Origin of the sequence: Agrobacterium sp. a22-2 (genome assembly GCF_012276985.1) — a bacterium.
GTDB lineage: Bacteria > Pseudomonadota > Alphaproteobacteria > Rhizobiales > Rhizobiaceae > Allorhizobium.
In genome coordinates this window covers 241,105-266,496 of record NZ_JAAXMM010000005.1, presented here as the reverse complement: position 1 = coordinate 266,496, position 25,392 = coordinate 241,105, and the positions used below count along the sequence as shown (strand labels likewise).

The following is a 25,392-nucleotide window of genomic DNA, read 5'->3' as shown; positions in this document are numbered from 1 at the left end:
ACTAGAAATCCACATGTGGAGGTGACGAATGACCCTTGCCGGACGATTTTCCGCAGTGCCTGTGCTGGAGACTGCAAGGCTGCGCATGCGCGGCCATGAGGTCCGAGACTTCGAGGCGTCAGCAAGCATGTGGACCGACGAACGGGTGATACGCTTCATTACCGGCAAGCCCTCGACAAGGGCGGAATCCTGGTCGAGGCTGCTGCGCTATATCGGCCATTGGCAGGCCCTATCCTTCGGCTACTGGGTCGTGGAAGATCGGGAGACCGGGGCCTTTCTTGGCGAGGTCGGTTTCGCCGACTTCAAGCGGGACATCGTGCCGCCGCTGGATGGAATTCCGGAGATCGGCTGGGCCCTGGTGCCATCTGCACACGGCCGGGGCATCGCCACCGAGGCGGTCACGGCCGCGCTCCAATGGGCCGATCGACATATCGCCGGCAGCCACACGGTCTGTCTGTTCGACCCGGAGCACACAGCGTCCCTGCGCGTCGCGGAAAAGGCCGGCTATGTCCACAAGGCCGACGCAGTCTATTTTGGTAATCCGACATTGGTCATGGAGCGGGCCAAGCCGTCGTCATAGCTGCCGTCTTGGCCATTCTCTTCCCTTGAGCAATGCGCCCAAAGCAAAACGGCCGCGTCACTGACGCGGCCGTTCGTCTTTATTCAAGATGTGGCGGGCGGCCTACAGGAAGCCGCGCTTCTGCCACCAGCCGCCCTTCTTGGGCTTCGGTGCTTCGCCATCCGTCGCGCCCGATGTCACGACAGGTTCCGACGAGCTGACATTGGACTGGCGATTGGCACGGACCGGCTTGTCGTCTTCGACGGCGGCCGGTTGCTCGGCTACCGGGGCTGCAGCAACAGGCGGTTCGACGGGAGCCGGTGTGTCAGCCGAGAGTGCTTCGGCGGCCACCACGACCTCTTCCGGTGCCGCCTGCGGTGCGACGTCCTCGATCACCGGTTCCTCGACGGGCGAGGGGGCACCCTTGGCCTTGCGGGTCCGGCGCGGCTTGGCCGGCGCGACGCCTTCGATCGCTTCCACGGCTGCCATGGCCGGCTGGGCCGCAGCAACACTTTCGACGACGGCGTCCTCGATCAGCTCGGCCTGCGTTTCCGCATCGTCACCGTCCTCAGAGGCGCCGGCTTCGCCGTCGGCCGAGATCTCGTCTTCCGGACGGTTGCGACGGCCACCGCGCTTGCCGCGGCGACGGCGCTTGCGCTTCTGACCCTCTTCGGATGTGTCGTCCTGAGCCTCGGCACCGCTTACGGCCTCATCGGCCTCGTCGCTGCCATCCTCGTCATCGGCGTCCCCGTCGTCGTCCTCGTCGGAGGCCGACTGCAGGGTGTTTGCGGTATCGCCCGGCTGCTGGCCATTCTTGCCCCGGCGACGGCGGCGGCGCTTGCGCTTGCGTCCCGCGCTGTCATCGCTTGATTCAGCAGCAACGGCTGCCTTCGGTGCCGCGGCCGGTGCGTCGATGATTTCGTCGTCCTCTTCCTCATCGATCTCGATGATGACGTCTTCTTCTTCTTCCGGTTCCGGTACGAATTGCAGAAGGGTTTCGACCTTGACCGGGTTCTCGACGGCTTCGCCACGCTCGACGGCAAAATGCTGCGCGCCGACATTGGCATCGGCTTCGATGACGATCGAAACGCCGAAGCGGTTCTCATAGTCGACGATCGTGCCGCGCTTCTGGTTGAGAATGTAAAGGGCCGTCTCTGGCGTCGTGCGCACGGTGATGTCGTGCGTCGTGCTCTTCAGCAGGAATTCCTCGATGCCGCGCAGCACATGCAGGGCAACCGACGACTGCGAGCGGATCAGGCCTGTGCCGGCGCAATGCGGGCAGACCTGGGTCGTGGATTCCAGAACGCTGGCGCGGATGCGCTGGCGCGACATCTCCAGAAGGCCGAAATGCGAGATACGGCCGACCTGGATGCGGGCGCGGTCGTTCTTCAGGCAATCCTTGAGCTTCTTCTCGACGGAGCGGTTGTTGCGCTTTTCCTCCATGTCGATGAAGTCGATGACGATCAGGCCGGCAAGGTCGCGCAGACGCAGCTGGCGGGCCACTTCTTCCGCCGCTTCCAGGTTGGTCTGGAGCGCCGTGTCCTCGATCGAATATTCGCGGGTCGAACGGCCGGAGTTGACGTCGATGGCAACCAGCGCTTCGGTCTGGTTGATGATGATGTAGCCGCCCGACTTCAGCGTCACCTGCGGCTGCAGCATGCGGTCGAGCTGGGCTTCGATGCCCGAGCGCGAGAAGATCGGGTGAATATCGCGATAGGGCTGAACCACCTTGGCATGGCTCGGCATCAGCATCTTCATGAAGTCTTTCGCTTCACGATAGCCTTCCTCGCCGGCCACGACGATCTCGCTGATGTCCTTGTTGTAAAGGTCGCGGATCGAGCGCTTGATCAGGCTGCCTTCTTCATAGACGAGGCAGGGGGCAGTGGAGTTCAGCGTCAGCGTGCGGACGTTTTCCCACAGGCGCATCAGGTATTCGAAGTCGCGCTTGATCTCGACCTTGGTGCGGTTGGCGCCGGCGGTGCGCAGGATCACGCCCATGCCCAACGGCACTTCGAGATCGCGGGCGATTTCCTTCAGGCGCTTGCGGTCGGTCGGCTGGGTGATCTTGCGGGAAATGCCGCCGCCTCGTGCCGTGTTGGGCATCAGGACCGAATAACGGCCGGCGAGCGACAGATAGGTGGTCAGAGCCGCGCCCTTGTTGCCGCGCTCTTCCTTGGCGACCTGCACAAGCAGGATCTGCCGGCGCTTGATGACTTCCTGGATACGATACTGCTTGCGCGGCGTGCGGCGGACCCGGTCGGGAACCTCTTCCATCGCATCTTCGGCGCCGACATTCTCGATGACTTCCTTCTCGCCTTCGTCCTCGTCGTCGAAGTCGTCGTCATCGCCGCCCCGGCCGCGGCGTCCGCCGCCGGCTTCCTCGGAAATGAAATCGGTCTCGACCACGGCGGCCATGCCACCACGACCGTTGCCGTCATCGTCTTCGGCCGGGCCGGTCTCGCTGTCGGCCGCAGGTTCAGACGCCTCGGCGGATGCCGGTTCGGACGCTTCGGCAGTTGCCTGCTCCTCGGTCTCGCCGGCCTTCTTGCGGGGCTTTCTGGCGCGGCGCGGCTTCGGCTTCGTTGCGGCCTCTTCCACGGCTGCCGTGACAACCGGCTCCTCGGAGGCGATTTCTTCCACGGCGATGGCGGGCTGAGGCGGCGACAGGTCCGGCTGTTCGGCCTTGGAGAGGTCGACCGTGCGATTGTCGAAATCGCCTTCGTCGTCCTTGCGCTGTTCTTCCGCTTCGGCCCTCAAAAGAGCCTGCCGGTCGGCCAGCGGGATCTGGTAATAATCGGGGTGGATTTCGGCGAAGGCCAGGAAGCCGTGGCGATTGCCGCCGTAATCGACAAAGGCGGCCTGGAGAGAGGGCTCGACCCGCGTTACCTTTGCCAGATAGATATTGCCGCGGATCTGTTTCTTGTGCTGGGACTCGAAATCGAATTCTTCTATCCGATTACCGCGTACGACAACGACCCGCGTCTCTTCTTCGTGAGACGCGTCGATAAGCATTTTGTCTGCCATTTAAGCTGTGCTCCTCGGCGCGACCGCGAAGGTGAGAAGCCGCCTGGTGAATGCAGAGCGGATAGACCCTTGGAAAAGAGGCGCCGGATATGAATGCTCGCGGCTGGTTGGGTGTCAGGGGCAGCAGCCGCACAGCGTCCGGGATGGTGAAATCCCTAAGCCTGCTGACTTGAAACGAAACCTGCTGCGACGACATCAAAGACCAAACGAGAACGACAATTGCCAAAGGCCCGTCGGGGCCCGATGAATGCTCTGGAGAGCGTTTGGTGGTTGCCCACCCAGTACTGCCGCCGGCCTGTGCCGGCTTTGGATCCAGTTTCAGGACAAAAGTGCAATAGCGGCGGATGAAAAACCGGACATATGGCGCCAATCCTAAATCGGTTGGCAGCCGTCGCGCTGATTCTATCCCGTCAACACTTTTAACCCTCATTTGCGTTGTATGTTTTCTCTGTCACAATGGCAAGAGGAAACCCAAAAGCGCCATAATATTGATAAATTCAGCGGCATTAGCGGCAAGAGCCGAATCGCGACATGAAGCACGTCCGGGCGGACGCTTCAGGCCGTTGATTCGCTGCCCGCGCAGTGCCGACGGACCGGTCTGCGTTGGATTTGCAATTTGGTATGGGTTATGGGGCAAACTGGCGATCATAGGCGGGACTGTGGCGGAACGGGTCGGGCGCATGTTTTCTAACCGGGTAAGGGCAGGCGGAGGCGCGCTTGCCGCAGTCGGAACGCGGGCCATAGCCATGCTGTGCCTGGCTGTTGCTTTTCTGCACACGCCCGTTTTGGCCGCCGTCGCGGCGGAGGAAACGCCGCTTGTCGCCTACGGCGCGCGCATTGCCGGGGACAAGGCACGTACCCGCATCGTCATCGATTTTGACCGCAAGCCCGATTTCCAGGTGCGCTATATCGCCAAGCCCGATCGCATCGTCGTCGACCTGCCGGCAACCGCTTTCGGCTTTGCCGCAGACGATCTGGCGGCGCACGGTCTGTTCGAGGACATCCGCTATGGAGCAATCGACGCATCGAGTGCCCGGATCGTTCTGACGACGGCAAAGCCCGCCCGCCTCGTCCTCAGCGAAATACAGCCAGACGAGACCGGCAAGGGCTTTCGCCTGGTTCTGGACGCCGAGATGGCCACCGACGCCGTCTTCGCCAGCCTGGTCAAGGGCCAGGTCTGGGAGCAGGCGGCGCCGGCATCAGTGACGCGCGGTGATCGCGTCGAGGTGCCGAACCCGGCCCATTCCGGCGATTTCGTGGTTGCCGTCGACGCCGGCCATGGCGGCATCGATGCCGGCGCGACGGGCGCTGCCTCCAAAGCGGTGGAAAAGGACATTACCCTCGCCTTCGCCAGGATCCTGGCCGAACGGCTCAACAAGGAGCCGGGCATCAAGGCGTTCCTGACCCGAGACAAGGACGATTTCCTGTCCCTGTCCGAACGGGTGACGCTTGCACGCCAGGGGGGTGCCAATCTGCTGGTCTCGCTGCATGCCGACACCCTGCGCCAGGCCAATATCCGCGGCGCGACCGTCTATACCATTTCCGATACCGCATCCGACCATATGGCAGCCGCGCTTGCCGAACGCGAGAACCTGTCCGACGACGTGGGCGGGGTTGCCCGGACCACCGAACCGGCCGAAGTGACCGACATTCTCATCGACCTGACGCGGCGCGAGACCCAGGCCTTCTCGATCGCCATGGCGAAATCGGTGGTGTCCTCCTTCGAGGGCCAGGTGGCGCTGATCAACAATCCGCACCGTTATGCCGGATTCCAGGTTCTGCAGGCCCATGACGTGCCGTCCGTGCTGCTCGAACTGGGCTTCCTGTCCAACAAGGAAGATGAGAAGCTGCTGCTCGACGAGGCGTGGCGGGTAAGGATCGCCGATCTTCTGACCGAAGCCGTGCGGCGGTACCGGGCTCCGGTCGTCGCCAATGGCGGCTGAAGCCGGCCGGCGTCGTCCGGTTCCATATGGCAAGAGTTGTGACTATGTTTCATATGGCCCTATTTTCCTCACATTCGGGCCGTTACACCGGAACAACAGGGACTTAGACTGAAAACGTCAGGTTCGCCCGAAGCCTCAGCGCCTTGCCTTCGCTGGCACTGTGTGCAAAACGCCAAGAGATGTGCGATGTTCTGGATCGCGCGCCGACCTGAAAGCAATTGCCGGTAGCTGGACCATGATAAGATTAATTGGATATCTCTTCGGACTTGCCTCCGTTCTTGCCCTGGGCGTCGCTGTTGTCGCGGCGATCTATCTGGCTGGCGTGACGAAGGATCTGCCGGACTATGAAGTGCTGAGCAGCTACGCGCCGCCGGTCACGACCCGTATCCATGCCGGCAATGGTGCACTGATGGCCGAATATGCCCGTGAGCGCCGGCTGTTCCTGCCGATCCAGGCCATTCCCGATCGTGTCAAGGCGGCCTTCCTGTCGGCCGAAGACAAGAATTTCTACAATCATCCCGGCGTCGATATCTATGGCCTTGGCCGGGCGATCCTGGTCAACCTGCAGAATTTCGGCTCGGGCCGCCGCCCGGTCGGTGCCTCGACCATCACCCAGCAGGTGGCCAAGAACTTCCTGCTGAGTGCCGACCAGACGATCGACCGCAAGGTCAAGGAAGCCATCCTGTCGTTCCGCATCGAGCAGACCTATTCGAAGGACAAGATCCTCGAACTCTATCTGAACGAAATCTTCTTCGGCCTGAACTCCTACGGCATCGCCGGCGCGGCGCTCACCTATTTCGACAAATCCGTTACCGAACTGACCATCGCCGAGACCGCCTATCTCGCCGCCCTGCCGAAAGGCCCGTCGAACTACCATCCATTCCGTCATCCGGAGGCTGCCACCGAGCGCCGCAACTGGGTGATCGACCGCATGGTCGAGAACGGATTCGTCAGCAAGGCCGACGGCGACGACGCCAAGCAGCAGCCGCTCGGCATCACGCTGCGCCGCAGCGGCTCTTCGCTGTTTGCCTCGGATTATTTCGCCGAGGAAGTTCGCCGGCAGATCATCGAGAAATATGGCGACAAGGCTCTCTACGAAGGCGGTCTGTCGGTTCGCACCTCGCTGGATCCGAAGATGCAGATCGAAGCCCGCAAGGCGCTTCAGGCGGGTCTCGTGGCCTATGACGAGAAGCGTGGCTATCGCGGCCCCGTCAAGCAGATCCCGGTCGGTTCCGATTGGGGCACGCCGCTCGCCGAAGTGGCAGCCCTTGCCGACGTGCCGGAATGGAAGCTGGCCGTTGTGCTCGCCGTCTCCAAGAGTTCCGTCGATATCGGCCTGCAGCCGGCCAAGGAAGCCGGTGGCAAGGTGGCCGCAGAGCGCACGACCGGCACGATTGCTGCCGACGACATGGAATGGGCCTACCGTTCGGGCAAGGGCGACCGCAAGACGGCAAAGTCGCCGGATGGTGTTCTGGCACCCGGCGATGTCGTCTTCGTCGAGCCGGTTGGCGGCGAAAATTCCGGCCGCTATCGCTTGCGCCAGCCACCGAAGGTGCAGGGCGGCCTGGTCGCCATGGATCCCCATACCGGTCGCGTCCTGGCGCTGGTCGGCGGGTTCTCCTATTCGCAGTCGGAGTTTAATCGCGCCACCCAGGCGATGCGCCAGCCCGGTTCGTCGTTCAAGCCCTTCGTCTATGCGGCTGCGCTCGACAATGGCTACACGCCTGCCTCCGTCATCCTCGACGCGCCGATCGAGTTCGTCTCCGGCGGGCAGGTCTGGCGGCCGCAGAACTACGGCGGCGGCTCGGCTGGTCCCTCGACCCTGCGCCTCGGCATCGAGAAATCGCGAAACCTGATGACCGTGCGCCTTGCCAACGACATGGGCATGAACCTGGTGGCGGAATATGCCGAACGTTTCGGCATCTACGACAAGATGAACCCGGTCCTCGCCATGTCGCTCGGCTCCGGCGAGACCACCGTCATGCGCATGGTCTCGGCCTATGCGGTGCTCGCCAATGGCGGCAAGCAGATCAAGCCGACACTGATCGACCGTATCCAGGACCGTTACGGCAAGACCATTTTCCGGCATGAGGAGCGGGTCTGCGAAGGCTGCAACGCCAGCGGCTGGGAAGGCCAGGAAGAGCCCAACATCGTCGACAATCGCGAGCAGGTGCTCGATCCGATGACCTCCTACCAGATCACCTCGATGATGGAAGGCGTCGTGCTGCGCGGCACGGCGGCCGGCAAGATCAAGCTCGATCGGCCGGTGGCCGGCAAGACCGGCACGACCAATGACGAAAAGGATGCCTGGTTCGTCGGTTATACGCCCAACCTGGTGGCCGGCCTCTATATGGGTTTCGACACGCCGGCACCGCTGGGTCGCGGTTCGACGGGCGGCTCGCTGCCGGCACCGGTTTTCAACGAGTTCATGCAGGCCGCCATCGCCGGCACGCCGCCAACCAAGTTCCGGGTGCCGGACGGCATGCAGCTGATCCCCGTCAACCGCAAGACGGGCATGCAGGCCATGGACGGCGAGCCGGATACCATCATCGAGGCCTTCAAGCCCGGCACCGGTCCGGCCGACACCTTCTCCGTCATCGGCATGGAAGGCTACATGGCGCCCGAAGAAATCCTGCGCACCTCGCCGCAGGCCAATCAGGCCGTGCAATCGGGCACGCCGGGCCTGTTCTGACACCCCCCGCAAAGCGACGCACCGCGGCTCTTTACATCCGCGGCGCGCGCCACTATTCACGGGGCCACGTGAAGTTCCAAACTTGAGAAACAGGATAGTATGCGGACCGAGATCGAGAATATTGTCGATGACATCAAGCAGGCCGTAAGCCTGCTGAGGAGGCATCTTTGACTGGGACCAGGCGATAAGACGACTGGACTGGTTGAACAACAAGGCTGAAGATCCCAACCTGTGGAACGATGCCGCGGAAGCTCAGAAGCTCATGCGCGAGCGCCAGCAGCTGGAAGACGGCATCAATGGCGTCAAGATGCTGGAGCGCCAGCTGAACGACAATATCGAGCTGATCGAGCTTGGCGAGGAAGAGGGCGATGCCGGCATCGTCAAGGAGGCCGAGGATGCGCTGAAGGCGCTGAAGTCGGAATCCGGGCGGCTGCAGGTCGAGGCCATGCTGTCGGGCGAGGCCGATGGCAACGACTGTTATTTCGAAGTCCATTCCGGGGCCGGCGGCACCGAAAGCCAGGACTGGGCCAACATGCTGCTGCGCATGTATATGCGCTGGGCCGAAAAGCGGGGCTTCAAGGTCGAGATCATGGAACTGCATGACGGCGAAGAAGCCGGCATCAAGTCGGCCACGGTGCAGGTCAAGGGTCACAATGCCTATGGTTGGATGAAGACCGAATCCGGTGTCCACCGCCTGGTGCGCATCTCGCCCTATGACAGCAACGCCCGTCGCCACACGTCCTTCTCCTCCGTCTGGGTCTATCCCGTCGTTGATGACTCGATCCAGATCGAGATCAACGAGAGCGATTGCCGGATCGACACCTATCGTTCATCCGGTGCCGGTGGCCAGCACGTCAACACCACCGACTCCGCCGTGCGCATCACCCACATTCCGACCGGGATCGTGGTGCAGTGCCAGCAGGAGCGCTCGCAGCACAAGAACAAGGCCAAGGCCTGGGACATGTTGCGTGCCCGCATGTACGAGGCCGAACTGATGAAGCGGGAAGAGGCGGCCAATGCCGAAGCCGCATCCAAGACCGATATCGGCTGGGGACACCAGATCCGCTCCTACGTGCTGCAGCCTTACCAGATGGTCAAGGATCTGCGCACCGGCGTTGAAAGCTCGGCACCCGATGACGTGCTGAATGGCGACCTCAACGAGTTCATGGAGGCGGCACTCGCCCACCGCATCAGCGGCGGCGCGGATGCGGCGGTCGACGACATCGCCTGATCCGGTCTCGATCGGAAACATGCAAAAAAACGGCGGGGCAGGGCTCCGCCGTTTTTCTATGTGGGCTCTTGGGGTATGCGGGCCGTTCTGGCCTATTCCACGGTCACGGCTTTACGGGCCGAAGGTCGCAATGTCAGGGCGCCGAGCACGGACACCACGAGGCTGCAAAGGGCGATGGTGGCAATCATCGGCAGGGACGTGCCATCGAAGTACAGGCCCGAAAGACCCATGACGGCAGCAGCGGTGATGAATTGCAGCGTTCCCATCATGGCCGAAGCGCTTCCGGCAATCCGTCCATGGCTTTCCAGGGCAAGCACGGCAGCCGTCGGGATGATCGACCCGAGAAAGCCGTAGCCGATGAACAGGAAAGTCGCCATGACACCCAGGCGGTCGATGCCAAGGGCGGTGACCGCGAAAAGGGCCACCATGGTGGTGACAAAGCCGACGATGGCAAAGCCGATGACGCGTTTCAGGCCGAACCGCCGGGCAAGCCTGCCGTTCAGCTGCGACATGCCGATAAAGGAAACCGCGTTGATGGAAAACAAGACGCTGTAGAGCGATGGCGAGAGTCCATAATGCTCGATCAGCACGAAGGACGAATTGGCCAGATAGGTCATGTAGCTCGCCATGCCGAAGGAGGCGATCAGCACGAGGCCGAGATAGTGCGGGTCGCGCAAAAGCGTCCTGTAGCCGCTGATCGTGCTGGCAAATCCCGTTGCCGTGCGCTGTTCGGGCGGGCGGGTTTCCGGCAGCCGCAGGGCGACCAGAACCAGGCCGAGCAGGCAGGCGCCGCCCATGACCCAGAAATTGGCTTGCCAGCCGCCGGCCGCTGCGACAAAGCTGCCGGCCAGCGGTGCCAGCAGGGGAGACACGCTGAAGACCAGCATCAGCCGCGCCATCATATGCGCGGCGGCAACGCCGGTATGCAGGTCGCGGACGACGGCACGGGGAATGACCATGCCGGCACAGGCGCCCATGCCTTGCAGGAAGCGGAAGGCGATCAGCCATTCGATGGTCGGCGCCAGCGCACAGCCGACGGAGCCGAGAGCGAAGAGCCCAAGGCCGAAATAGAGGGGCGGTTTGCGGCCGAACATGTCGGACAGCGGGCCGTAGACGACCTGGCAGAGGGCGATTGCGATGAAGAAGGCGATGAGGCTTGCCTGCACCTGTCCGCTATCGGCCCCAAGATCGGAGCCGATGGCGGGAAGCGAGGGCAGGTACATGTCGGTCGCAAACAGTCCGACAGCCGTCAGCAGGCCGAGGACGACAGAAATGGGAATGGGTCTGGTCAGCATGAACAACCTATTTTAAGGAGGCCGGCCGGGAGAAAAGGCCGGGACGCCACGATCGCGGCAAGAGCGGGATGGCCGCAGACGCGGGCATCGGGCAGGAGAATGGAATGCCATTAAGTCAACTATGTAAAATATATTGGACACAATTGTCCAATTCGTCAAGTGCAGTTACGGTGATGCCATGAAAACCGTCGTACAGACCCCTGATTCCCCGAAGGATTTGCCCGAGCTGCCGCAGACCAAGCGAAGGGCGATCCTCGATGCGGCAGCGGTGGTCTTTTCGGAAGAGGGCTTTGCCGGCGCCAGCATCGACCAGATCGCCTCGAAGGCCGGGGTGTCGCGGCAGACGGTCTACAATCAGATCGGCGACAAGGAAAAGCTGTTCCATGCCGTCGTGGCGGAAATCACCGAGAAATCAAGCGCCCGGCTGTTCGAGGTCATGGAACAATTCCCGGTGGCGCCTGCCGATCTGGAAGCGGAACTGACGGCGTTTTCGGCCTTTTTCCTGCGTCGCGCCATGTGCGATCCGAACGGCCGGCGGTTGCGCAAGCTTCTGGAAGCCGAGGCCGTGCGCTATCCGCAATTGTTCTCGACCTGGAATGAATATGGTCCGGGCAAGAAATATCCGGCGATCGCAGCGCGACTGGCGCAACTGGCCCATGCCGGCTATCTCGACCTGGACGACCCGAATGTCGCGGCCCGGCAATTCGTGGCCCTGCTCGGCATGGATATCAAGACCGACATCCAGTTTGGCCGCCAGCCAAGCGACGAGGAACTGGACGATATGGCAAAGACCGCCATGCGGACTTTCGTGAAAGCCTATGCCAGGCGCTGAGGCATGATCTTAACGCCGTTTCAGTTGGTCGCCTTTTCGACGCGGATCTCGCCGAATTCGTCGATCAACACCGTGTAGCTTTCCGGCTCGGCGCTGGTCGGGTCGGTTTTCAGGTAGACGGTGGCAAACAGGCCGGGCAGCCGGCTGACGCCGGACGAGTCCTCGGGCCGGACATCGGTCACGTAAGGCTTGATCGCGGTGAACTCCTCGAGCTCCACGTTGTTGACAAGCTCCGGGCCTTCGTCGCGGGCGGCGATCTGCTGCAGATAGACCTTGGCCGTGCGGTCCGGCTGGCGCACGGAGATCAGGCGGTAATAGCCGCGCCGAGCCGGCTGCTGTTCGGTCGAAGGCGCGGGTGCTGTAGGCGCCGGCGAGGTTGCCTCGCTGCCCTCGACCACCGGTTCGCCATCGTCTTCCCAATATCCGCCGCTGATCACGAAGGTCACTGTGGGAGGTACGGCTCCGACATCCTGCGCAAAGGCGCTGAACGAATGGAGCAGCAGGATTGCCGCGATCGGAAAACGGAAATGAGAGAAGCGCGCCATGATTTACCTCGCTCAGTTGGAAAACTGTTCAGTCAGAATGCGGTCCGACCACGAGCGGTCGGGATCGGACAGAATGCGTGCGGTGGTGTCTTCGGACTGGGCAACCCGCACATGGATCACCGACTTGACCTCCGTGTGATCCGCAACGGCATTGACCGGCCGCTTTTCCGGTTCCAGCACCTCGATATCGACGCAGACCCGGTTGGGCAGCAGCGCGCCGCGCCAGCGGCGCGGACGAAAGGCGCTGACCGGCGTCAGCGCCAGCAGGGGGGATTCGAGCGGTAGGATCGGCCCGTGCGCTGACAGATTGTAGGCCGTCGATCCGACGGGGGTCGCCACCATCAGCCCGTCACAGATCAGTTCCTCAAGCCGCACCTGCCCGTCAATCAGCACGCGCAGCTTGGAGGCCTGATAGGACTGGCGAAACAGCGAGACCTCGTTGATGGCAAGCGCGATTGAACTCGATCCGTCGGCATTGGTTGTTGTCATCCGCAGCGGATGGAAATCGTTCTCGACGGCGGCGGCGATTCGCTCGCGCAGGTCCTCGATCTTGAATTCGTTCATCAGGAAGCCGACCGAGCCGCGGTTCATGCCATAGACCAGCTTGCCCGAATTCATCGTCTCGTGCAGCGTCTGCAGCATGAAGCCGTCGCCGCCCAGCGCCACAATGACATCGGCCTCGGCAGGCTCAGCATCACCATAGAGTCGAATCAACTTGTCGCGCGACGCCATGGCCTCGACGGTGTTGGAGGCCTGGAAGGAAAGCGACTGGAACGAACGCGACATGAAACGGCCCTTTGCGGTTGGCATCTTGGTACATGATAAACCGCTTGAGCGACAAGGTTTATTGCGTTGCGAAGCGACGGTTGGCCAACCCGAAAGCCCGTCATTTCGGTTTGCGGATTGGCAATTCCCTCTTTACAGTCAGTGAGAATCTGCTAGGGACGGAGCCGATTGCCCTTGTAGCTCAGTTGGTAGAGCACCTGATTTGTAATCAGGGGGTCGCGGGTTCGAATCCTGCCGGGGGCACCATTTTCTTCCTTATCCATTCCTGAAACATTTCGAACGACTCGTGCGGAACGGGTGGTCGATCGCCTTGTTGAATGCCGGATCGACTTCGCCACTTTGGCGGTCGATATCCGCCCCTCCGCCGTTTCTCAGCCACATTTGCCGCCGCAACCGCTGGACAGCGGCGGGGCCGGGGGAGTAAGCCGCGCTCAGGCCGTGCCACAACGGGCGGCGGCGATCAATATCAGCAGGAGAGAACGTCATGGACGTGCGCGACAGCAACGGCACCATCCTTCAGGAAGGGGACAACGTCACCCTGATCAAGGACCTCAAGGTCAAGGGGTCGTCCGAGACCCTGAAACGCGGCACCATGATCAAGGGCATTCACCTGACCGACAACCCGGAAGAGGTCGATTGCCGCCACGCCAAGATCAAGGGCCTGGTGCTGCGCACGGAATTTTTGAAAAAGGCCTGATCGGCTGACGGCCGGGATAGAGGCGTGTGGCCATTGAAAAGGCGACGCGCATCCGATCCCGGCACTTGCCCTGTGGACTGTCTTATCGTGCGGACTAGGATTTCAGCAGGAATTGCCGCGAAGCGTAAAGCGCGATCGCTGCGGCGTTGGAGACGTTCAGGGACTTGATGGCGCCGGGCATGTCGAGACGGGCCAGCGCATCGACGGTTTCGCGCGTCTTCTGCCGCAGGCCCTTGCCCTCCGCTCCGAGTACCAGCGCGATCTTGCTGCCCTGGAACGAGCCTTCGAGCGGCGCCGGTCCTTCTGAATCCAGGCCGATCGAATAAAAGCCGAGCTTCTGCAACTGACTGAGCGCATCCGCCAGATTGGTAATCTGGATATAGGGGATCAGTTCGAGCGCGCCGGAGGCCGATTTGGCCAGCACGCCGGATTCGGTCGGGCTGTGGCGCATGGTGGTGATCACGGCGCCTGCGCCGAAGGCGACGGCCGTGCGCATGATGGCGCCGACATTGTGCGGATCGGTGACCTGGTCGAGAACCAGCACCAGCGGGCTGTCGGTCAGGGCCTCCAGCCGGCGCACGGGCAGGGGACGCGTTTCCAGCATCACCCCTTGATGGATGGCATCGGGGCCTAGCACCTTGTCGAGATCCTGAGGGGTGACGATCTCCACCGGAAATGCCTGTTCGTCGGCGCGGCCGATCTCCAGCCGGATCAGCGCGTTCTGCGTCACGCTCAGCTTGACGAGGCTGCGTTCCGGGTTTTGCAGGGCTGCCCGCACCGTATGGAGGCCGTAAAGCTGCACCTGGTCGGGGGCCAGCGTCGGAGGGTTCCAGTCGGAGGCGGCGCTGCGGCGCTTCTGCGGGGCCGGCGTCGGGATTTCGCCCCGTTCGCGCTTGCCGTCGCGCACCTGGCGGCGCAGCGTGGCATAGTGGGTGTCTCGTGCGGATTTGTCGTCTGTCGGGTCTTTGCTCATGCCGTCTTATAGCGGGCCAGCGTCGCGGCGGATAGGGGCATGGCAAACCACAGGCTTTTCCCGGCTGTGGAAATTTTTCAGAATTTTCCCCCTTTCATCGTGTTGACATACGAGGGCGGGGCAGTCATATAGCCGCCGCAGACAGCGGGGCAACGCTTCGCTGTCGCAAGCTTGGTCGCTTGATCCAGACGGAATACTGGAGGGATGCCCGAGTGGTTAAAGGGGACGGACTGTAAATCCGTTGGCTCAGCCTACGTTGGTTCAAATCCAACTCCCTCCACCATTCTGTCTCATGGATCTTGACCCCGCGGGTATAGCTCAATGGTAGAGCAGCAGCCTTCCAAGCTGAATACGCGGGTTCGATTCCCGCTACCCGCTCCAGGTCGAGACGCAGCCTCAGTGCCGAACGCAACCGACCTTAAATTATTGATTTTCTAAAATTTCATCCCCATCTAAGTGCCTATCTGGCAGCCTGCCGATGGTTGGCACAATTAAGTCTTGCGCATTCGTTGCGAAAGCCTTAAACGGCGGCACTAAACCGGTTCGCCGGGTCAACCTTTTTTCGATCATAGGAAGCATTCAAATGGCAAAGAGTAAGTTTGAGCGCAACAAGCCGCACGTTAACATTGGCACGATCGGCCACGTTGACCATGGCAAGACGTCGCTGACGGCAGCGATCACCAAGTATTTTGGTGAATACAAGGCCTATGACCAGATCGACGCTGCTCCGGAAGAAAAGGCCCGTGGCATCACCATCTCGACGGCCCACGTCGAGTATGAGACGGCTGCCCGCCACTACGCCCACGTCGACTGCCCCGGCCACGCCGACTACGTCAAGAACATGATCACCGGCGCTGCCCAGATGGACGGCGCGATCCTGGTGTGCTCGGCTGCCGACGGCCCGATGCCGCAGACCCGCGAGCACATCCTGCTCGCCCGTCAGGTTGGCGTTCCGGCGATCGTCGTGTTCCTGAACAAGGTCGACCAGGTTGACGACGCCGAGCTTCTCGAGCTTGTCGAGCTGGAAGTGCGCGAACTTCTGTCGTCCTACGACTTCCCCGGCGACGATATCCCGATCATCAAGGGCTCGGCTCTGGCCGCTCTTGAAGATAGCGACAAGAAGATCGGCGAAGACGCGATCCGCGAGCTGATGGCCGCCGTCGACGCCTACATCCCGACGCCTGAGCGTCCGATCAACCTGCCGTTCCTGCTGCCGATCGAAGACGTGTTCTCGATCTCGGGCCGTGGTACGGTCGTGACCGGCCGCGTCGAGCGTGGCATCGTCAAGGTCGGCGAAGAAGTCGAGATCGTCGGCATCCGCCCGACCTCGAAGACGACGGTGACCGGCGTTGAAATGTTCCGCAAGCTGCTCGACCAGGGCCAGGCCGGCGACAACATCGGCGCTCTGATCCGCGGCGTGCAGCGTGACGGCGTCGAGCGTGGCCAGATCCTGTGCAAGCCGGGTTCGGTCAAGCCGCACAAGAAGTTCATGGCCGAAGCCTACATCCTGACGAAGGAAGAAGGCGGCCGTCATACGCCGTTCTTCACCAACTACCGTCCGCAGTTCTACTTCCGCACCACCGACGTGACCGGCATCGTGTCGCTTCCTGAAGGCACGGAAATGGTCATGCCGGGCGACAACGTCACGGTTCAGGTCGAACTGATCGTGCCGATCGCCATGGAAGAAAAGCTGCGCTTCGCCATCCGCGAAGGCGGCCGCACCGTCGGCGCCGGTATCGTTGCTTCCATCATCGAGTAATTTCGATCTGATCGAACGGAATAAGGAGGCCCTGCCGGAAACGGCGGGGCCTTTTTTTATTTCGGAAAGCAGTGCGGTCCGGCCTTGTCTGGCGCGCTTTCAGGGGGGGCGTCATGCTGCGGTGCGGAATTTACATTTGTCAAATTCGGCCTTCTGTGCTAAACAGTCCGCATGCATTCTCCGCCGCGCTCTCGATATCGAGCGTATCTTTTGGCTGATTGAATAAGCGGTTTCCCTATGACGATCTTGCAACGCGCGGCGAAAGCCGTCGCCGCCGGCGTCCTGTTGGTGACGGTATTCAGTTCCGTGCCCGTCCATGCCGAGGATCTGCCCTTGATCTGGGATGTCTCCCGGCTCGGGAAGAATGCGGTGAGCTTCCACACCGGTGTCCAGTTGCGCAGCCGGTTCAGTCCGTCCGTCGGCGCGGATGCGTCGATCATCGCCAGCGACGAGGGGGCTGTGGACGGCGAGAGCCTGCCGGTCCGGCTGTGGGGCAATGTCAAGCTCAGCGAACAACGCATGCCCGCCGAGAGCCGGGATACGACGCTTGTCGCCGCCTATGACCCGAGGGCCGGCGCATCGACCCTGTCCCTGACCCGCCTTCGCACCTGGATTGCCACGCCGTCCATAGACCTGCAGACCAGTCGCGTGCTGGAGGCGCGGGCAGCGGGAGGCGAGGGGGCCGGTGTCGTAGCGCGCCAGACGCTGAGGATCAGCCTGCCGGACATTCGCGCCGCGCTGGTGTCGGAAGGCTTCGTCGACCCGGCGGAGCGCGTCATGGCCGGCTCCATCAGCGTGGAGAAAAGCCTGATGCGCGACGTGACCGTCTCCGCCTCCGTCGACGATGTCCTGTCCAAGCCGTCGGCCACGTTCCGCGCCGGCTTCCAGAGAACATGGTAGCGGATTGACGGAAAATGACGGGCGAAAACCAAAAAACAGACTTGCCAATCCGCGCGTCGCACCGTAAAGGGAGCGCCATGCCCGCTGGCGGAACACTGCAGGCGGTTTCTTGAAAGAGAGACAAGGCATAGGGGTATAGCTCAGTTGGTAGAGCGGCGGTCTCCAAAACCGCAGGTCGTCGGTTCAAGCCCGGCTGCCCCTGCCATTCCATTTGCCGGGAAGCGCAACGACGTTGCTGCAGGATGGGCATGGGACGAACCGGGTAACGGTTAAATTTTCGCTGAAGATCGAATTCCCCTTGTGAAAAAGGGAATCGGTGTTTATGTAGGGGTTCAAACAGACACGCGGTGCGTGGGGCTGAAATGTTCAGCTTTACGCGCCGTATATGCGTGGGCAATAGATGGCATCGAAGACAAATCCATTCACGTTTCTGCAGCAGGTTCGCTCTGAGACGTCCAAGGTGACATGGCCGTCGCGTCGTGAAACCATGATCTCCACGGCTATGGTGTTGTTCATGGTCGTCTTTGCCGCGCTGTTTTTCTTTGCGGCGGACCAGCTGATTGGCTGGTTGATCAGCTTGGTGCTGAGCGTCGGCAATTAATCGGGCGGAGACGAACATGGCGGCGCGTTGGTATATCGTCCACGCTTATTCAAATTTTGAAAAGAAGGTGGCAGAATCCATCGAGGAGAAGGCGAAGCAAAAAGGGCTGAGCCATCTGTTCGAGAGGATCCTTGTTCCTACTGAAAAGGTTGTCGAAGTTCGCCGTGGCCGCAAGGTCGACAGCGAACGCAAGTTTTTCCCGGGCTACGTGTTGGTGCGGGCGAACCTGACGGATGAGGCCTATCACCTTATCAAGAATACCCCGAAGGTCACCGGCTTTCTGGGGTCCGACAACAAGCCTGTTCCGATCCCGGACTTCGAAGCCGAGCGTATCCTTGGCCAGGTTCAGGAAGGTGTCGAGCGTCCGAAGTCTTCGGTGTCGTTCGAGATCGGCGAACAGGTTCGTGTGTCCGATGGTCCGTTCGCCTCGTTCAACGGCACCGTGCAGGATGTCGACGAGGAGCGTTCGCGCTTGAAGGTGGAGGTTTCCATCTTCGGTCGTGCGACCCCGGTCGAACTGGAATACGCTCAGGTCGAAAAGGTCTGAGTTGAAGGGCGAGACCTGGCGTCTCGCCTGAAACGCGTGGAAGGATAGGGATCTGAAGCCGGATCCATCGTCCGCACCACGCAACCGCAGCCGCCGGACATGTCCGGCTTATCGGGGCCGGGAAACCGGTCCGTTACGAAAGGCAGAGAGAAATGGCTAAGAAAGTTGCAGGCCAGCTCAAGCTTCAGGTCAAGGCAGGATCGGCAAACCCGTCCCCGCCAATCGGCCCGGCGCTTGGTCAGCGTGGCGTAAACATCATGGAATTCTGCAAGGCGTTCAATGCCGCCACGCAGGAACTTGAAAAGGGCATGCCGATCCCGGTCGTCATCACCTACTATCAGGACAAGTCCTTCACCTTCATCATGAAGCAGCCGCCGGTCAGCTACTTCCTGAAGAAGGAAGCAAAGCTGACGTCCGGCTCGAAGACGCCCGGCAAGGGCCCGAAAGCTGGTTCCCTCACCAAGGCTCAGATCCGTTCGATCGCCGAAGCCAAGATGAAGGATCTGAACGCGGCTGACGTCGAAGGCGCAATGGCAATGGTCGAGGGCTCTGCCCGCTCCATGGGCCTGGAAGTGGTAGGTTGATCATGGCTAAGCTCGCAAAGCGCATGCAGAAGATCCGCGAAGGCGTTGACCCGACAAAGCTCGTTGCTCTGTCCGACGCAATCGTGATGGTCAAGGAACGGGCCGTCGCCAAGTTCGACGAAACCGTGGAAATCTCGATGAACCTCGGTGTCGACCCGCGTCACGCCGACCAGATGGTTCGTGGCGTCGTCAACTTGCCGAACGGCACCGGCCGTGACGTTCGCGTTGCCGTTTTCGCCCGTGGCGCCAAGGCTGAGGAAGCCAAGGCTGCTGGTGCAGACGTCGTTGGCGCCGAAGACCTGGTCGAAATCGTTCAGGGCGGCAAGATCGACTTCGATCGTTGCATCGCCACCCCGGACATGATGCCGCTGGTCGGTCGTCTCGGTAAGGTTCTCGGCCCGCGCGGCATGATGCCGAACCCGAAGGTCGGCACCGTGACCATGGACGTCGCTGGCGCCGTCAAGGCTTCCAAGGGCGGTGCTGTCGAGTTCCGTGTCGAGAAGGCTGGTATCATCCACGCCGGTATCGGCAAGGCCTCGTTCGACGCCAAGGCTCTCGAAGAAAACATCAAGGCTTTTGCCGACGCCGTCGTCAAGGCCAAGCCGGCTGGTGCCAAGGGCAACTACGTCAAGCGCGTAGCCATCTCTTCGACCATGGGCCCGGGCGTCAAGATCGACCCGGCCTCGGTCACCGCCGCCTAAAGAATTTGCCGGAGCCCTTGCGGCTCCGGTTATCCAAGAATTTCCGGCCCTTCGGGGCCGGAGATGTCCGGGGCAACCCGGATTTCCTGTCCGAGATTGCTGGTGGCTTAGGCCTTAATCGTTTAGCCGGCATGAGACGGGTAAGACCCGGATTTTGAAGGGCGTTTCGACGCCGTGAAGAAAGTCGGTTCGAGCCTTGTGTGCCTTGTGCCTGGAGCCTTCGGGTGACAGTGCGAGGGGACAGGATCCTCAAGCGCCGCTTGGGATCCGACATGATTGGATCCCTTGAGGCAAAGGCAAACCCGGCAGGATCGTTGGATTTCGATCCTGTCAACTGGAGACAGACAGTGGAAAGAGCGGAAAAACGCGAATTCGTCACGGAGCTGAACGAAGTCTTCAAGGCTTCCGGTTCGGTTGTCGTGGCCCACTATGCTGGTGTCACGGTTGCGCAAATGAACGACTTTCGTTCGAAGATGCGCGCAGCTGGCGGTACCGTCAAAGTCGCGAAAAACCGCCTGGCCAAGATCGCTCTTCAGGGCACGGAAGCGGAAGGGATGTCGGACCTGTTCAAGGGTCAGACGCTCATTGCCTACAGCAATGACCCGATCACCGCTCCCAAGGTCGTCATGGATTTCGCCAAGACCAACGACAAGATCGTGGTCCTGGGTGGTTCCATGGGAACAACGACGCTCAGCGCAGATGCAGTCAAGTCGCTTGCGACCCTGCCTTCGCTGGACGAACTGCGTGCGAAGCTGCTGGGCATGATCCAGACACCGGCTACCCGCATTGCAGGCGTTGTCGCAGCACCGGCAGCTCAGCTGGCCCGCGTGTTCGCCGCCTATGCCAAGAAGGACGAAGCCGCTTAAGGCGGATTTTTCGCTGTTATATCAAACCGGTTCGAACCGAATATAAGGAACTAGTAAAATGGCTGATCTCGCAAAGATCGTTGAAGACCTCTCTGCCCTGACCGTTCTGGAAGCCGCAGAACTGTCGAAGCTTCTCGAAGAAAAGTGGGGCGTTTCCGCCGCTGCTCCGGTAGCCGTTGCTGCTGCCGGCGGCGCTGGCGCTGCTGCCGTCGTTGAAGAAGAAAAGACCGAGTTCGACGTTATCCTGGCTGAAGCCGGCGCTAACAAGATCAACGTCATCAAGGAAGTCCGCGCTATCACGGGCCTCGGCCTCAAGGAAGCCAAGGACCTCGTTGAAGCCGCTCCTAAGGCTGTCAAGGAAGGCGTTAACAAGGCTGAAGCCGCTGATCTCAAGAAGAAGCTTGAAGATGCCGGCGCTAAGGTCGACATCAAGTAATATCGGAAGTCGTGGTTGGGAGAGGGCGGTAAGCCCTCTCCCGGTCACAATTTCTTGTGAACGGATTACCCAAAAGCCCGTCAAACCGGCTTTTGGGTAATGGGTTCTTCAAGAGGATGGTTTCGAACCGAACTGTAATTGGCAATCCGGCCTGCGGTTTCGGGATGTGAAACGAGATTGAAAAAATCCATTGATTGACGGGATCGACTGGCCAGCGAACCCCGTCCGTTGCAGGCCCGGATGCAAAATTTAAAGGAGCGACGATGGCTCAGACCCTTTCGTTTAACGGTCGCAGGCGCGTACGCAAGTTTTTTGGTAAAATTCCAGAAGTCGCGGAAATGCCGAACCTCATCGAGGTTCAGAAGGCATCCTACGACCAGTTCCTCATGGTTGACGAGCCTCAGGGTGGCCGTCCCGATGAGGGGCTTCAAGCCGTTTTCAAGTCCGTCTTCCCGATCACCGATTTTTCCGGCGCTTCGATGCTGGAATTCGTGTCGTATGAATTCGAACCGCCGAAATTCGACGTTGACGAATGCCGTCAGCGCGACCTGACCTATGCTGCGCCGCTGAAGGTGACGTTGCGCCTCATCGTGTTCGATATCGACGAGGATACGGGCGCCCGCTCGATCAAGGACATCAAGGAACAGTCCGTTTACATGGGCGACATGCCGCTCATGACCAATAACGGTACCTTCATCGTCAATGGTACCGAGCGCGTCATCGTTTCGCAGATGCACCGTTCGCCGGGCGTGTTCTTCGACCACGACAAGGGCAAGAGCCATTCCTCGGGCAAGCTGCTGTTTGCGGCCCGCGTCATTCCCTATCGCGGTTCCTGGCTCGACATCGAATTCGACGCCAAGGACATCGTCCACGCCCGTATCGACCGTCGCCGCAAGATCCCCGTGACCTCGCTGCTGATGGCGCTCGGCATGGACGGCGAAGAGATTCTCTCGACCTTCTATTCCAAGTCGACCTATGAGCGCGATGCCAAGGGCGGCTGGCGCATTCCCTTCAATCCGGAAACGATGAAGGGCGCCAAGACCATTGTCGACCTGATCGACGCCGACACCGGCGAAGTTGCCGTCGAGGCCGGCAAGAAGATGACATCGCGCCTGCTCCGCCAGTTGCAGGACAAGGGCCTGAAGGCTCTGCGCGCCACTGATGACGAGTTGTACGGCAACTATCTGGCCGAAGACATCGTCAACATGGCGACCGGCGAGATCTATCTCGAAGCCGGCGACGAAATCGACGAGAAGACCCTGCCGATCATTCTGGACGCCGGTTTCACGGCCATTCCGGTTCTGGGCATCGACCATATCAATGTCGGCGCCTATATCCGCAATACCCTGACCGCCGACAAGAACGAGAACCGCCAGGACGCTCTGTTCGACATCTACCGCGTCATGCGGCCCGGTGAGCCGCCGACGATGGAATCGGCCGAAGCGATGTTCAACTCGCTGTTCTTCGACGCCGAGCGCTACGATCTGTCGGCCGTCGGTCGCGTCAAGATGAACATGCGCCTCGACCTCGAAGTTGCCGATACCGTTCGCGTTCTGCGCAAGGACGATATCCTGGCCGTGGTCAAGATGCTGGTCGAACTGCGCGACGGCAAGGGCGAGATCGACGATATCGACAACCTCGGCAACCGCCGCGTTCGCTCGGTCGGTGAATTGATGGAGAACCAGTACCGCCTGGGTCTCTTGCGCATGGAACGCGCCATCAAGGAACGCATGTCGTCGATCGAGATCGACACCGTCATGCCGCAGGACCTGATCAACGCCAAGCCGGCTGCAGCCGCCGTTCGCGAATTCTTCGGCTCCTCGCAGCTGTCGCAGTTCATGGACCAGGTGAACCCGCTTTCGGAAATCACCCACAAGCGTCGTCTTTCGGCTCTTGGACCGGGTGGTCTGACCCGCGAGCGCGCCGGCTTCGAAGTCCGCGACGTGCATCCGACCCACTACGGCCGTATTTGCCCGATCGAGACGCCGGAAGGTCCGAACATCGGTCTGATCAACTCGCTGGCCACCTTCGCCCGCGTCAACAAGTACGGCTTCATCGAAAGCCCGTACCGCAAGATCGTCGACGGCAAGGTCACCACCGACGTGGTCTATCTGTCGGCCATGGAAGAAGCCAAGTACTACGTCGCCCAGGCAAACTCGGAACTGACATCGGACTTCACGTTCGTTGAAGAGTTCGTGGTTTGCCGTCATGCCGGCGAAGTCATGCTGGCGCCGCGCGACACCGTGAACCTGATGGACGTTTCGCCGAAGCAGCTCGTGTCTGTTGCGGCAGCGCTCATCCCGTTCCTGGAAAACGACGACGCCAACCGCGCTCTGATGGGCTCGAACATGCAGCGTCAGGCCGTGCCGCTGGTCCGGGCCGAAGCGCCGTTCGTCGGCACCGGCATGGAGCCGGTCGTCGCCCGCGACTCCGGCGCTGCCATTGCTGCCCGTCGTGGCGGCGTGGTCGACCAGGTCGACGCGACGCGTATCGTTATCCGCGCCACGGAAGATCTGGAATCGTCGAAATCAGGCGTTGACATCTATCGCCTGCAGAAGTTTCAGCGTTCCAACCAGAACACCTGCATCAACCAGCGTCCGCTGGTCAATGTCGGCGACGTCCTCAACAAGGGCGACATCATCGCCGACGGTCCGTCGACGGATCTGGGCGATCTGGCGCTTGGCCGCAACGCGCTCGTCGCGTTCATGCCGTGGAACGGCTACAACTACGAAGACTCGATCCTGCTCTCCGAGCGCATCGTGTCGGACGACGTGTTCACCTCCATCCACATCGAGGAATTCGAAGTGATGGCGCGCGACACCAAGCTTGGTCCGGAAGAAATCACCCGCGACATTCCGAACGTTTCGGAAGAAGCGCTGAAGAACCTCGACGAAGCCGGTATCGTCTATATCGGTGCGGAAGTGGCTCCTGGCGACATCCTGGTCGGCAAGATCACGCCGAAGGGCGAAAGCCCGATGACGCCGGAAGAAAAGCTTCTGCGCGCCATCTTCGGCGAAAAGGCCTCCGACGTTCGCGACACCTCGATGCGCATGCCTCCGGGCACCTTCGGCACCATCGTCGAAGTTCGCGTTTTCAACCGCCACGGCGTTGAAAAGGACGAACGTGCGATGGCGATCGAGCGCGAGGAAATCGAACGTCTTGCCAAGGACCGTGACGACGAGCAGGCCATTCTCGACCGTAACATCTACGGTCGTCTGCTGGACATGCTGCGCGGCCAGACCGCCATTGCCGGCCCGAAGGGCTTCAAGAAGGGCGTCACCCTCGCCAATGACGTGATCAGCGAGTATCCGCGGTCGCAATGGTGGATGTTTGCCGTCGAAGACGAAAGCATCCAGACCGAACTGGAAGCCCTGCGCGGCCAGTACGACGAGTCGAAGTCGCTGCTCGAACAGCGCTTCATGGACAAGGTCGAAAAGGTCCAGCGCGGCGACGAAATGCCTCCGGGCGTCATGAAGATGGTCAAGGTCTTCGTCGCTGTGAAGCGCAAGATTCAGCCGGGCGACAAGATGGCCGGCCGTCATGGCAACAAGGGCGTCGTGTCGCGGATCGTTCCGGTCGAAGACATGCCGTTCCTCGAAGACGGCACCCATGTCGACGTGGTGTTGAACCCGCTCGGCGTGCCGTCGCGCATGAACGTCGGCCAGATCCTGGAAACGCATCTGGGCTGGGCTTGTGCCGGCATGGGCAAGAAGATCGGTGCGATGCTTGATGCCTACAAGGCAGGGGCTGAAATCCAGCCGCTGCGCGATGTCATCGACAGCGTCATCGGTTCCGGTCCGAAGGGCGAGCCGATCAAGGACTACGACGATGAATCGATCGTCCGTTTGGCCGAGCAGACCCGTCGCGGCGTATCGATCGCCACGCCGGTCTTCGATGGCGCGGTGGAAGCCGACGTCAACGAGATGCTGCTGCAGGCAGGCCTGAAGGAATCGGGTCAGTCGACGCTCTATGACGGACGTACGGGCGAACAGTTCGACCGGCAGGTGACCGTGGGCTACATCTATATGCTGAAGCTCAACCACTTGGTCGACGACAAGATCCACGCCCGTTCGATCGGTCCTTACTCGCTCGTCACCCAGCAGCCGCTTGGTGGTAAGGCGCAGTTCGGCGGTCAGCGCTTCGGGGAAATGGAAGTCTGGGCTCTCGAAGCCTACGGCGCCGCCTACACCCTGCAGGAAATGCTGACGGTGAAGTCGGACGACGTGGCTGGCCGTACCAAGGTCTACGAGGCGATCGTCCGAGGCGACGATACGTTCGAGGCCGGTATTCCGGAAAGCTTCAACGTTCTCGTCAAGGAAATGCGCTCGCTGGGCCTCAGCGTCGAACTGGAGAATTCCAAGCTCGACGACGCTCAAGCAGGCCAGTTGCCGGACGCAGCCGAGTAAGTGTTTTGACAAGGC

At 61.2% G+C, this 25,392-nt stretch carries 20 protein-coding genes and 4 tRNA genes; 19 read left to right on the top strand and 5 right to left on the bottom strand.

The features are described from left to right. Nucleotides 1-28 precede the first annotated feature (28 nt). Nucleotides 29-580, top strand: a complete 552-nt coding sequence (locus HFC70_RS10250; protein ID WP_168473132.1) for a GNAT family N-acetyltransferase — start codon at nt 29-31, stop codon at nt 578-580. Nucleotides 581-682: 102 nt separating this feature from the next. Here HFC70_RS10250 and HFC70_RS10245 read toward each other — a convergent pair whose 3' ends face one another. Further along, entirely contained in the window at nt 683-3,583 is a 2,901-nt protein-coding gene (locus HFC70_RS10245; protein ID WP_168473131.1) for a ribonuclease E/G, read from the bottom strand. A 746-nt stretch (nt 3,584-4,329) separates the two neighbouring features. Here HFC70_RS10245 and HFC70_RS10240 point away from each other — a divergent pair. The 3 genes from HFC70_RS10240 (at nt 4,330) to prfB (ending at nt 9,449) form a co-directional block, all read left to right on the top strand. Further along, a complete protein-coding gene (locus tag HFC70_RS10240; RefSeq protein ID WP_210259225.1) occupies nt 4,330-5,526 on the top strand; it encodes an N-acetylmuramoyl-L-alanine amidase in 1,197 nt (398 codons plus the stop codon). A gap of 235 nt (nt 5,527-5,761) precedes the next feature. Beyond that, nucleotides 5,762-8,218 carry a penicillin-binding protein 1A gene (locus tag HFC70_RS10235; RefSeq protein ID WP_168473129.1) on the top strand — a complete coding sequence of 819 codons (2,457 nt, stop codon included), beginning with the start codon at nt 5,762-5,764 and terminating at the stop codon, nt 8,216-8,218. A 99-nt stretch (nt 8,219-8,317) separates the two neighbouring features. Continuing rightward, a protein-coding gene (prfB, locus tag HFC70_RS10230; RefSeq protein WP_168473128.1) for a peptide chain release factor 2 occupies nt 8,318-9,449 on the top strand; the annotation gives its coding sequence in 2 pieces (ribosomal slippage) (nt 8,318-8,386 and nt 8,388-9,449; 1,131 coding nt in all). A gap of 92 nt (nt 9,450-9,541) precedes the next feature. Here the strand turns inward: prfB and HFC70_RS10225 are convergent. Beyond that, on the bottom strand, nt 9,542-10,744 hold the full coding sequence (locus HFC70_RS10225) for a multidrug effflux MFS transporter (RefSeq protein ID WP_168473127.1): 1,203 nt from the start codon (nt 10,742-10,744) through the stop codon (nt 9,542-9,544). A gap of 178 nt (nt 10,745-10,922) precedes the next feature. On the opposite strand from HFC70_RS10225, the gene HFC70_RS10220 reads away from it, so the two are divergent. Beyond that, entirely contained in the window at nt 10,923-11,576 is a 654-nt protein-coding gene (locus tag HFC70_RS10220; protein ID WP_168473126.1) for a TetR/AcrR family transcriptional regulator, read from the top strand. Between the two features lie 20 nt (nt 11,577-11,596). Here HFC70_RS10220 and HFC70_RS10215 read toward each other — a convergent pair whose 3' ends face one another. Together HFC70_RS10215 and HFC70_RS10210 are read right to left on the bottom strand one after the other, a co-directional pair. Then, nucleotides 11,597-12,121 carry a hypothetical protein gene (locus HFC70_RS10215; protein ID WP_246735717.1) on the bottom strand — a complete coding sequence of 175 codons (525 nt, stop codon included), beginning with the start codon at nt 12,119-12,121 and terminating at the stop codon, nt 11,597-11,599. Nucleotides 12,122-12,133: 12 nt separating this feature from the next. Beyond that, the gene (locus HFC70_RS10210; RefSeq protein ID WP_168473125.1) at nt 12,134-12,907 is read right to left on the bottom strand and encodes an NAD kinase; all 774 of its coding nucleotides are present in this window, start codon (nt 12,905-12,907) and stop codon (nt 12,134-12,136) included. 170 nt (nt 12,908-13,077) lie between these two features. On the opposite strand from HFC70_RS10210, the gene HFC70_RS10205 reads away from it, so the two are divergent. Both HFC70_RS10205 and HFC70_RS10200 read left to right on the top strand, forming a co-directional pair. Continuing rightward, nucleotides 13,078-13,153 (top strand) — tRNA-Thr (locus HFC70_RS10205). A gap of 238 nt (nt 13,154-13,391) precedes the next feature. After that, nucleotides 13,392-13,604: an alkylphosphonate utilization protein gene (locus tag HFC70_RS10200; protein WP_168473124.1), complete on the top strand. Its 213-nt coding sequence runs from the start codon at nt 13,392-13,394 to the stop codon at nt 13,602-13,604. A 94-nt stretch (nt 13,605-13,698) separates the two neighbouring features. Here the strand turns inward: HFC70_RS10200 and rlmB are convergent, their stop codons facing one another. Next, the gene (rlmB, locus tag HFC70_RS10195; RefSeq protein ID WP_168473123.1) at nt 13,699-14,577 is read right to left on the bottom strand and encodes a 23S rRNA (guanosine(2251)-2'-O)-methyltransferase RlmB; all 879 of its coding nucleotides are present in this window, start codon (nt 14,575-14,577) and stop codon (nt 13,699-13,701) included. A 198-nt stretch (nt 14,578-14,775) separates the two neighbouring features. Here rlmB and HFC70_RS10190 point away from each other — a divergent pair. The 12 genes from HFC70_RS10190 to rpoB all read left to right on the top strand — a co-directional run bounded on the left by HFC70_RS10190 (nt 14,776) and on the right by rpoB (nt 25,377). Next, nucleotides 14,776-14,860 (top strand) — tRNA-Tyr (locus HFC70_RS10190). A gap of 24 nt (nt 14,861-14,884) precedes the next feature. After that, a tRNA-Gly gene (locus tag HFC70_RS10185) sits at nt 14,885-14,958 on the top strand. A gap of 202 nt (nt 14,959-15,160) precedes the next feature. Beyond that, entirely contained in the window at nt 15,161-16,336 is a 1,176-nt protein-coding gene (gene tuf, locus HFC70_RS10180) for an elongation factor Tu (RefSeq protein WP_168473109.1), read from the top strand. Between the two features lie 237 nt (nt 16,337-16,573). Then, nucleotides 16,574-17,236, top strand: a complete 663-nt coding sequence (locus tag HFC70_RS10175; protein WP_168473122.1) for a hypothetical protein — start codon at nt 16,574-16,576, stop codon at nt 17,234-17,236. 129 nt (nt 17,237-17,365) lie between these two features. Then, nucleotides 17,366-17,441: transfer RNA gene (locus HFC70_RS10170), tRNA-Trp, on the top strand. A 195-nt stretch (nt 17,442-17,636) separates the two neighbouring features. Continuing rightward, nucleotides 17,637-17,837 (top strand): preprotein translocase subunit SecE, encoded by a 201-nt coding sequence (secE, locus tag HFC70_RS10165; protein WP_168473121.1) that lies wholly within the window; start codon nt 17,637-17,639, stop codon nt 17,835-17,837. A 16-nt stretch (nt 17,838-17,853) separates the two neighbouring features. Next, entirely contained in the window at nt 17,854-18,384 is a 531-nt protein-coding gene (gene nusG / locus HFC70_RS10160) for a transcription termination/antitermination protein NusG (protein ID WP_168473120.1), read from the top strand. Nucleotides 18,385-18,536: 152 nt separating this feature from the next. Further along, entirely contained in the window at nt 18,537-18,968 is a 432-nt protein-coding gene (gene rplK / locus HFC70_RS10155; RefSeq protein ID WP_168473119.1) for a 50S ribosomal protein L11, read from the top strand. A gap of 2 nt (nt 18,969-18,970) precedes the next feature. After that, nucleotides 18,971-19,669, top strand: a complete 699-nt coding sequence (gene rplA, locus HFC70_RS10150; RefSeq protein WP_168473118.1) for a 50S ribosomal protein L1 — start codon at nt 18,971-18,973, stop codon at nt 19,667-19,669. A gap of 347 nt (nt 19,670-20,016) precedes the next feature. Then, on the top strand, nt 20,017-20,535 hold the full coding sequence (rplJ, locus tag HFC70_RS10145) for a 50S ribosomal protein L10 (protein WP_168473117.1): 519 nt from the start codon (nt 20,017-20,019) through the stop codon (nt 20,533-20,535). A 58-nt stretch (nt 20,536-20,593) separates the two neighbouring features. Continuing rightward, nucleotides 20,594-20,971, top strand: coding sequence for a 50S ribosomal protein L7/L12 (gene rplL / locus HFC70_RS10140; protein ID WP_168473116.1), 378 nt, complete (start codon nt 20,594-20,596; stop codon nt 20,969-20,971). Nucleotides 20,972-21,234: 263 nt separating this feature from the next. Beyond that, on the top strand, nt 21,235-25,377 hold the full coding sequence (rpoB, locus tag HFC70_RS10135; RefSeq protein WP_168473115.1) for a DNA-directed RNA polymerase subunit beta: 4,143 nt from the start codon (nt 21,235-21,237) through the stop codon (nt 25,375-25,377). Nucleotides 25,378-25,392: the final 15 nt, after the last annotated feature.

Bases quoted from the DNA above. Each gene is read 5' to 3' on its own strand.
- HFC70_RS10245 (WP_168473131.1), bottom strand. From the start codon at position 3,583: ATGGCAGACAAAATGCTTATCGACGCGTCTCACGAAGAAGAGACGCGG.
- HFC70_RS10175 (WP_168473122.1), top strand. From the start codon at position 16,574: ATGACGATCTTGCAACGCGCGGCGAAAGCCGTCGCCGCCGGCGTCCTG.
- HFC70_RS10235 (WP_168473129.1), top strand. From the start codon at position 5,762: ATGATAAGATTAATTGGATATCTCTTCGGACTTGCCTCCGTTCTTGCC.
- rlmB (WP_168473123.1), bottom strand. From the start codon at position 14,577: ATGAGCAAAGACCCGACAGACGACAAATCCGCACGAGACACCCACTAT.
- rplK (WP_168473119.1), top strand. From the start codon at position 18,537: ATGGCTAAGAAAGTTGCAGGCCAGCTCAAGCTTCAGGTCAAGGCAGGA.
- HFC70_RS10225 (WP_168473127.1), bottom strand. From the start codon at position 10,744: ATGCTGACCAGACCCATTCCCATTTCTGTCGTCCTCGGCCTGCTGACG.
- HFC70_RS10250 (WP_168473132.1), top strand. From the start codon at position 29: ATGACCCTTGCCGGACGATTTTCCGCAGTGCCTGTGCTGGAGACTGCA.
- rplA (WP_168473118.1), top strand. From the start codon at position 18,971: ATGGCTAAGCTCGCAAAGCGCATGCAGAAGATCCGCGAAGGCGTTGAC.
- rpoB (WP_168473115.1), top strand. From the start codon at position 21,235: ATGGCTCAGACCCTTTCGTTTAACGGTCGCAGGCGCGTACGCAAGTTT.
- HFC70_RS10215 (WP_246735717.1), bottom strand. From the start codon at position 12,121: ATGGCGCGCTTCTCTCATTTCCGTTTTCCGATCGCGGCAATCCTGCTG.
- HFC70_RS10220 (WP_168473126.1), top strand. From the start codon at position 10,923: ATGAAAACCGTCGTACAGACCCCTGATTCCCCGAAGGATTTGCCCGAG.
- tuf (WP_168473109.1), top strand. From the start codon at position 15,161: ATGGCAAAGAGTAAGTTTGAGCGCAACAAGCCGCACGTTAACATTGGC.
- HFC70_RS10240 (WP_210259225.1), top strand. From the start codon at position 4,330: ATGCTGTGCCTGGCTGTTGCTTTTCTGCACACGCCCGTTTTGGCCGCC.
- rplL (WP_168473116.1), top strand. From the start codon at position 20,594: ATGGCTGATCTCGCAAAGATCGTTGAAGACCTCTCTGCCCTGACCGTT.
- nusG (WP_168473120.1), top strand. From the start codon at position 17,854: ATGGCGGCGCGTTGGTATATCGTCCACGCTTATTCAAATTTTGAAAAG.
- HFC70_RS10210 (WP_168473125.1), bottom strand. From the start codon at position 12,907: ATGTCGCGTTCGTTCCAGTCGCTTTCCTTCCAGGCCTCCAACACCGTC.
- HFC70_RS10200 (WP_168473124.1), top strand. From the start codon at position 13,392: ATGGACGTGCGCGACAGCAACGGCACCATCCTTCAGGAAGGGGACAAC.
- secE (WP_168473121.1), top strand. From the start codon at position 17,637: ATGGCATCGAAGACAAATCCATTCACGTTTCTGCAGCAGGTTCGCTCT.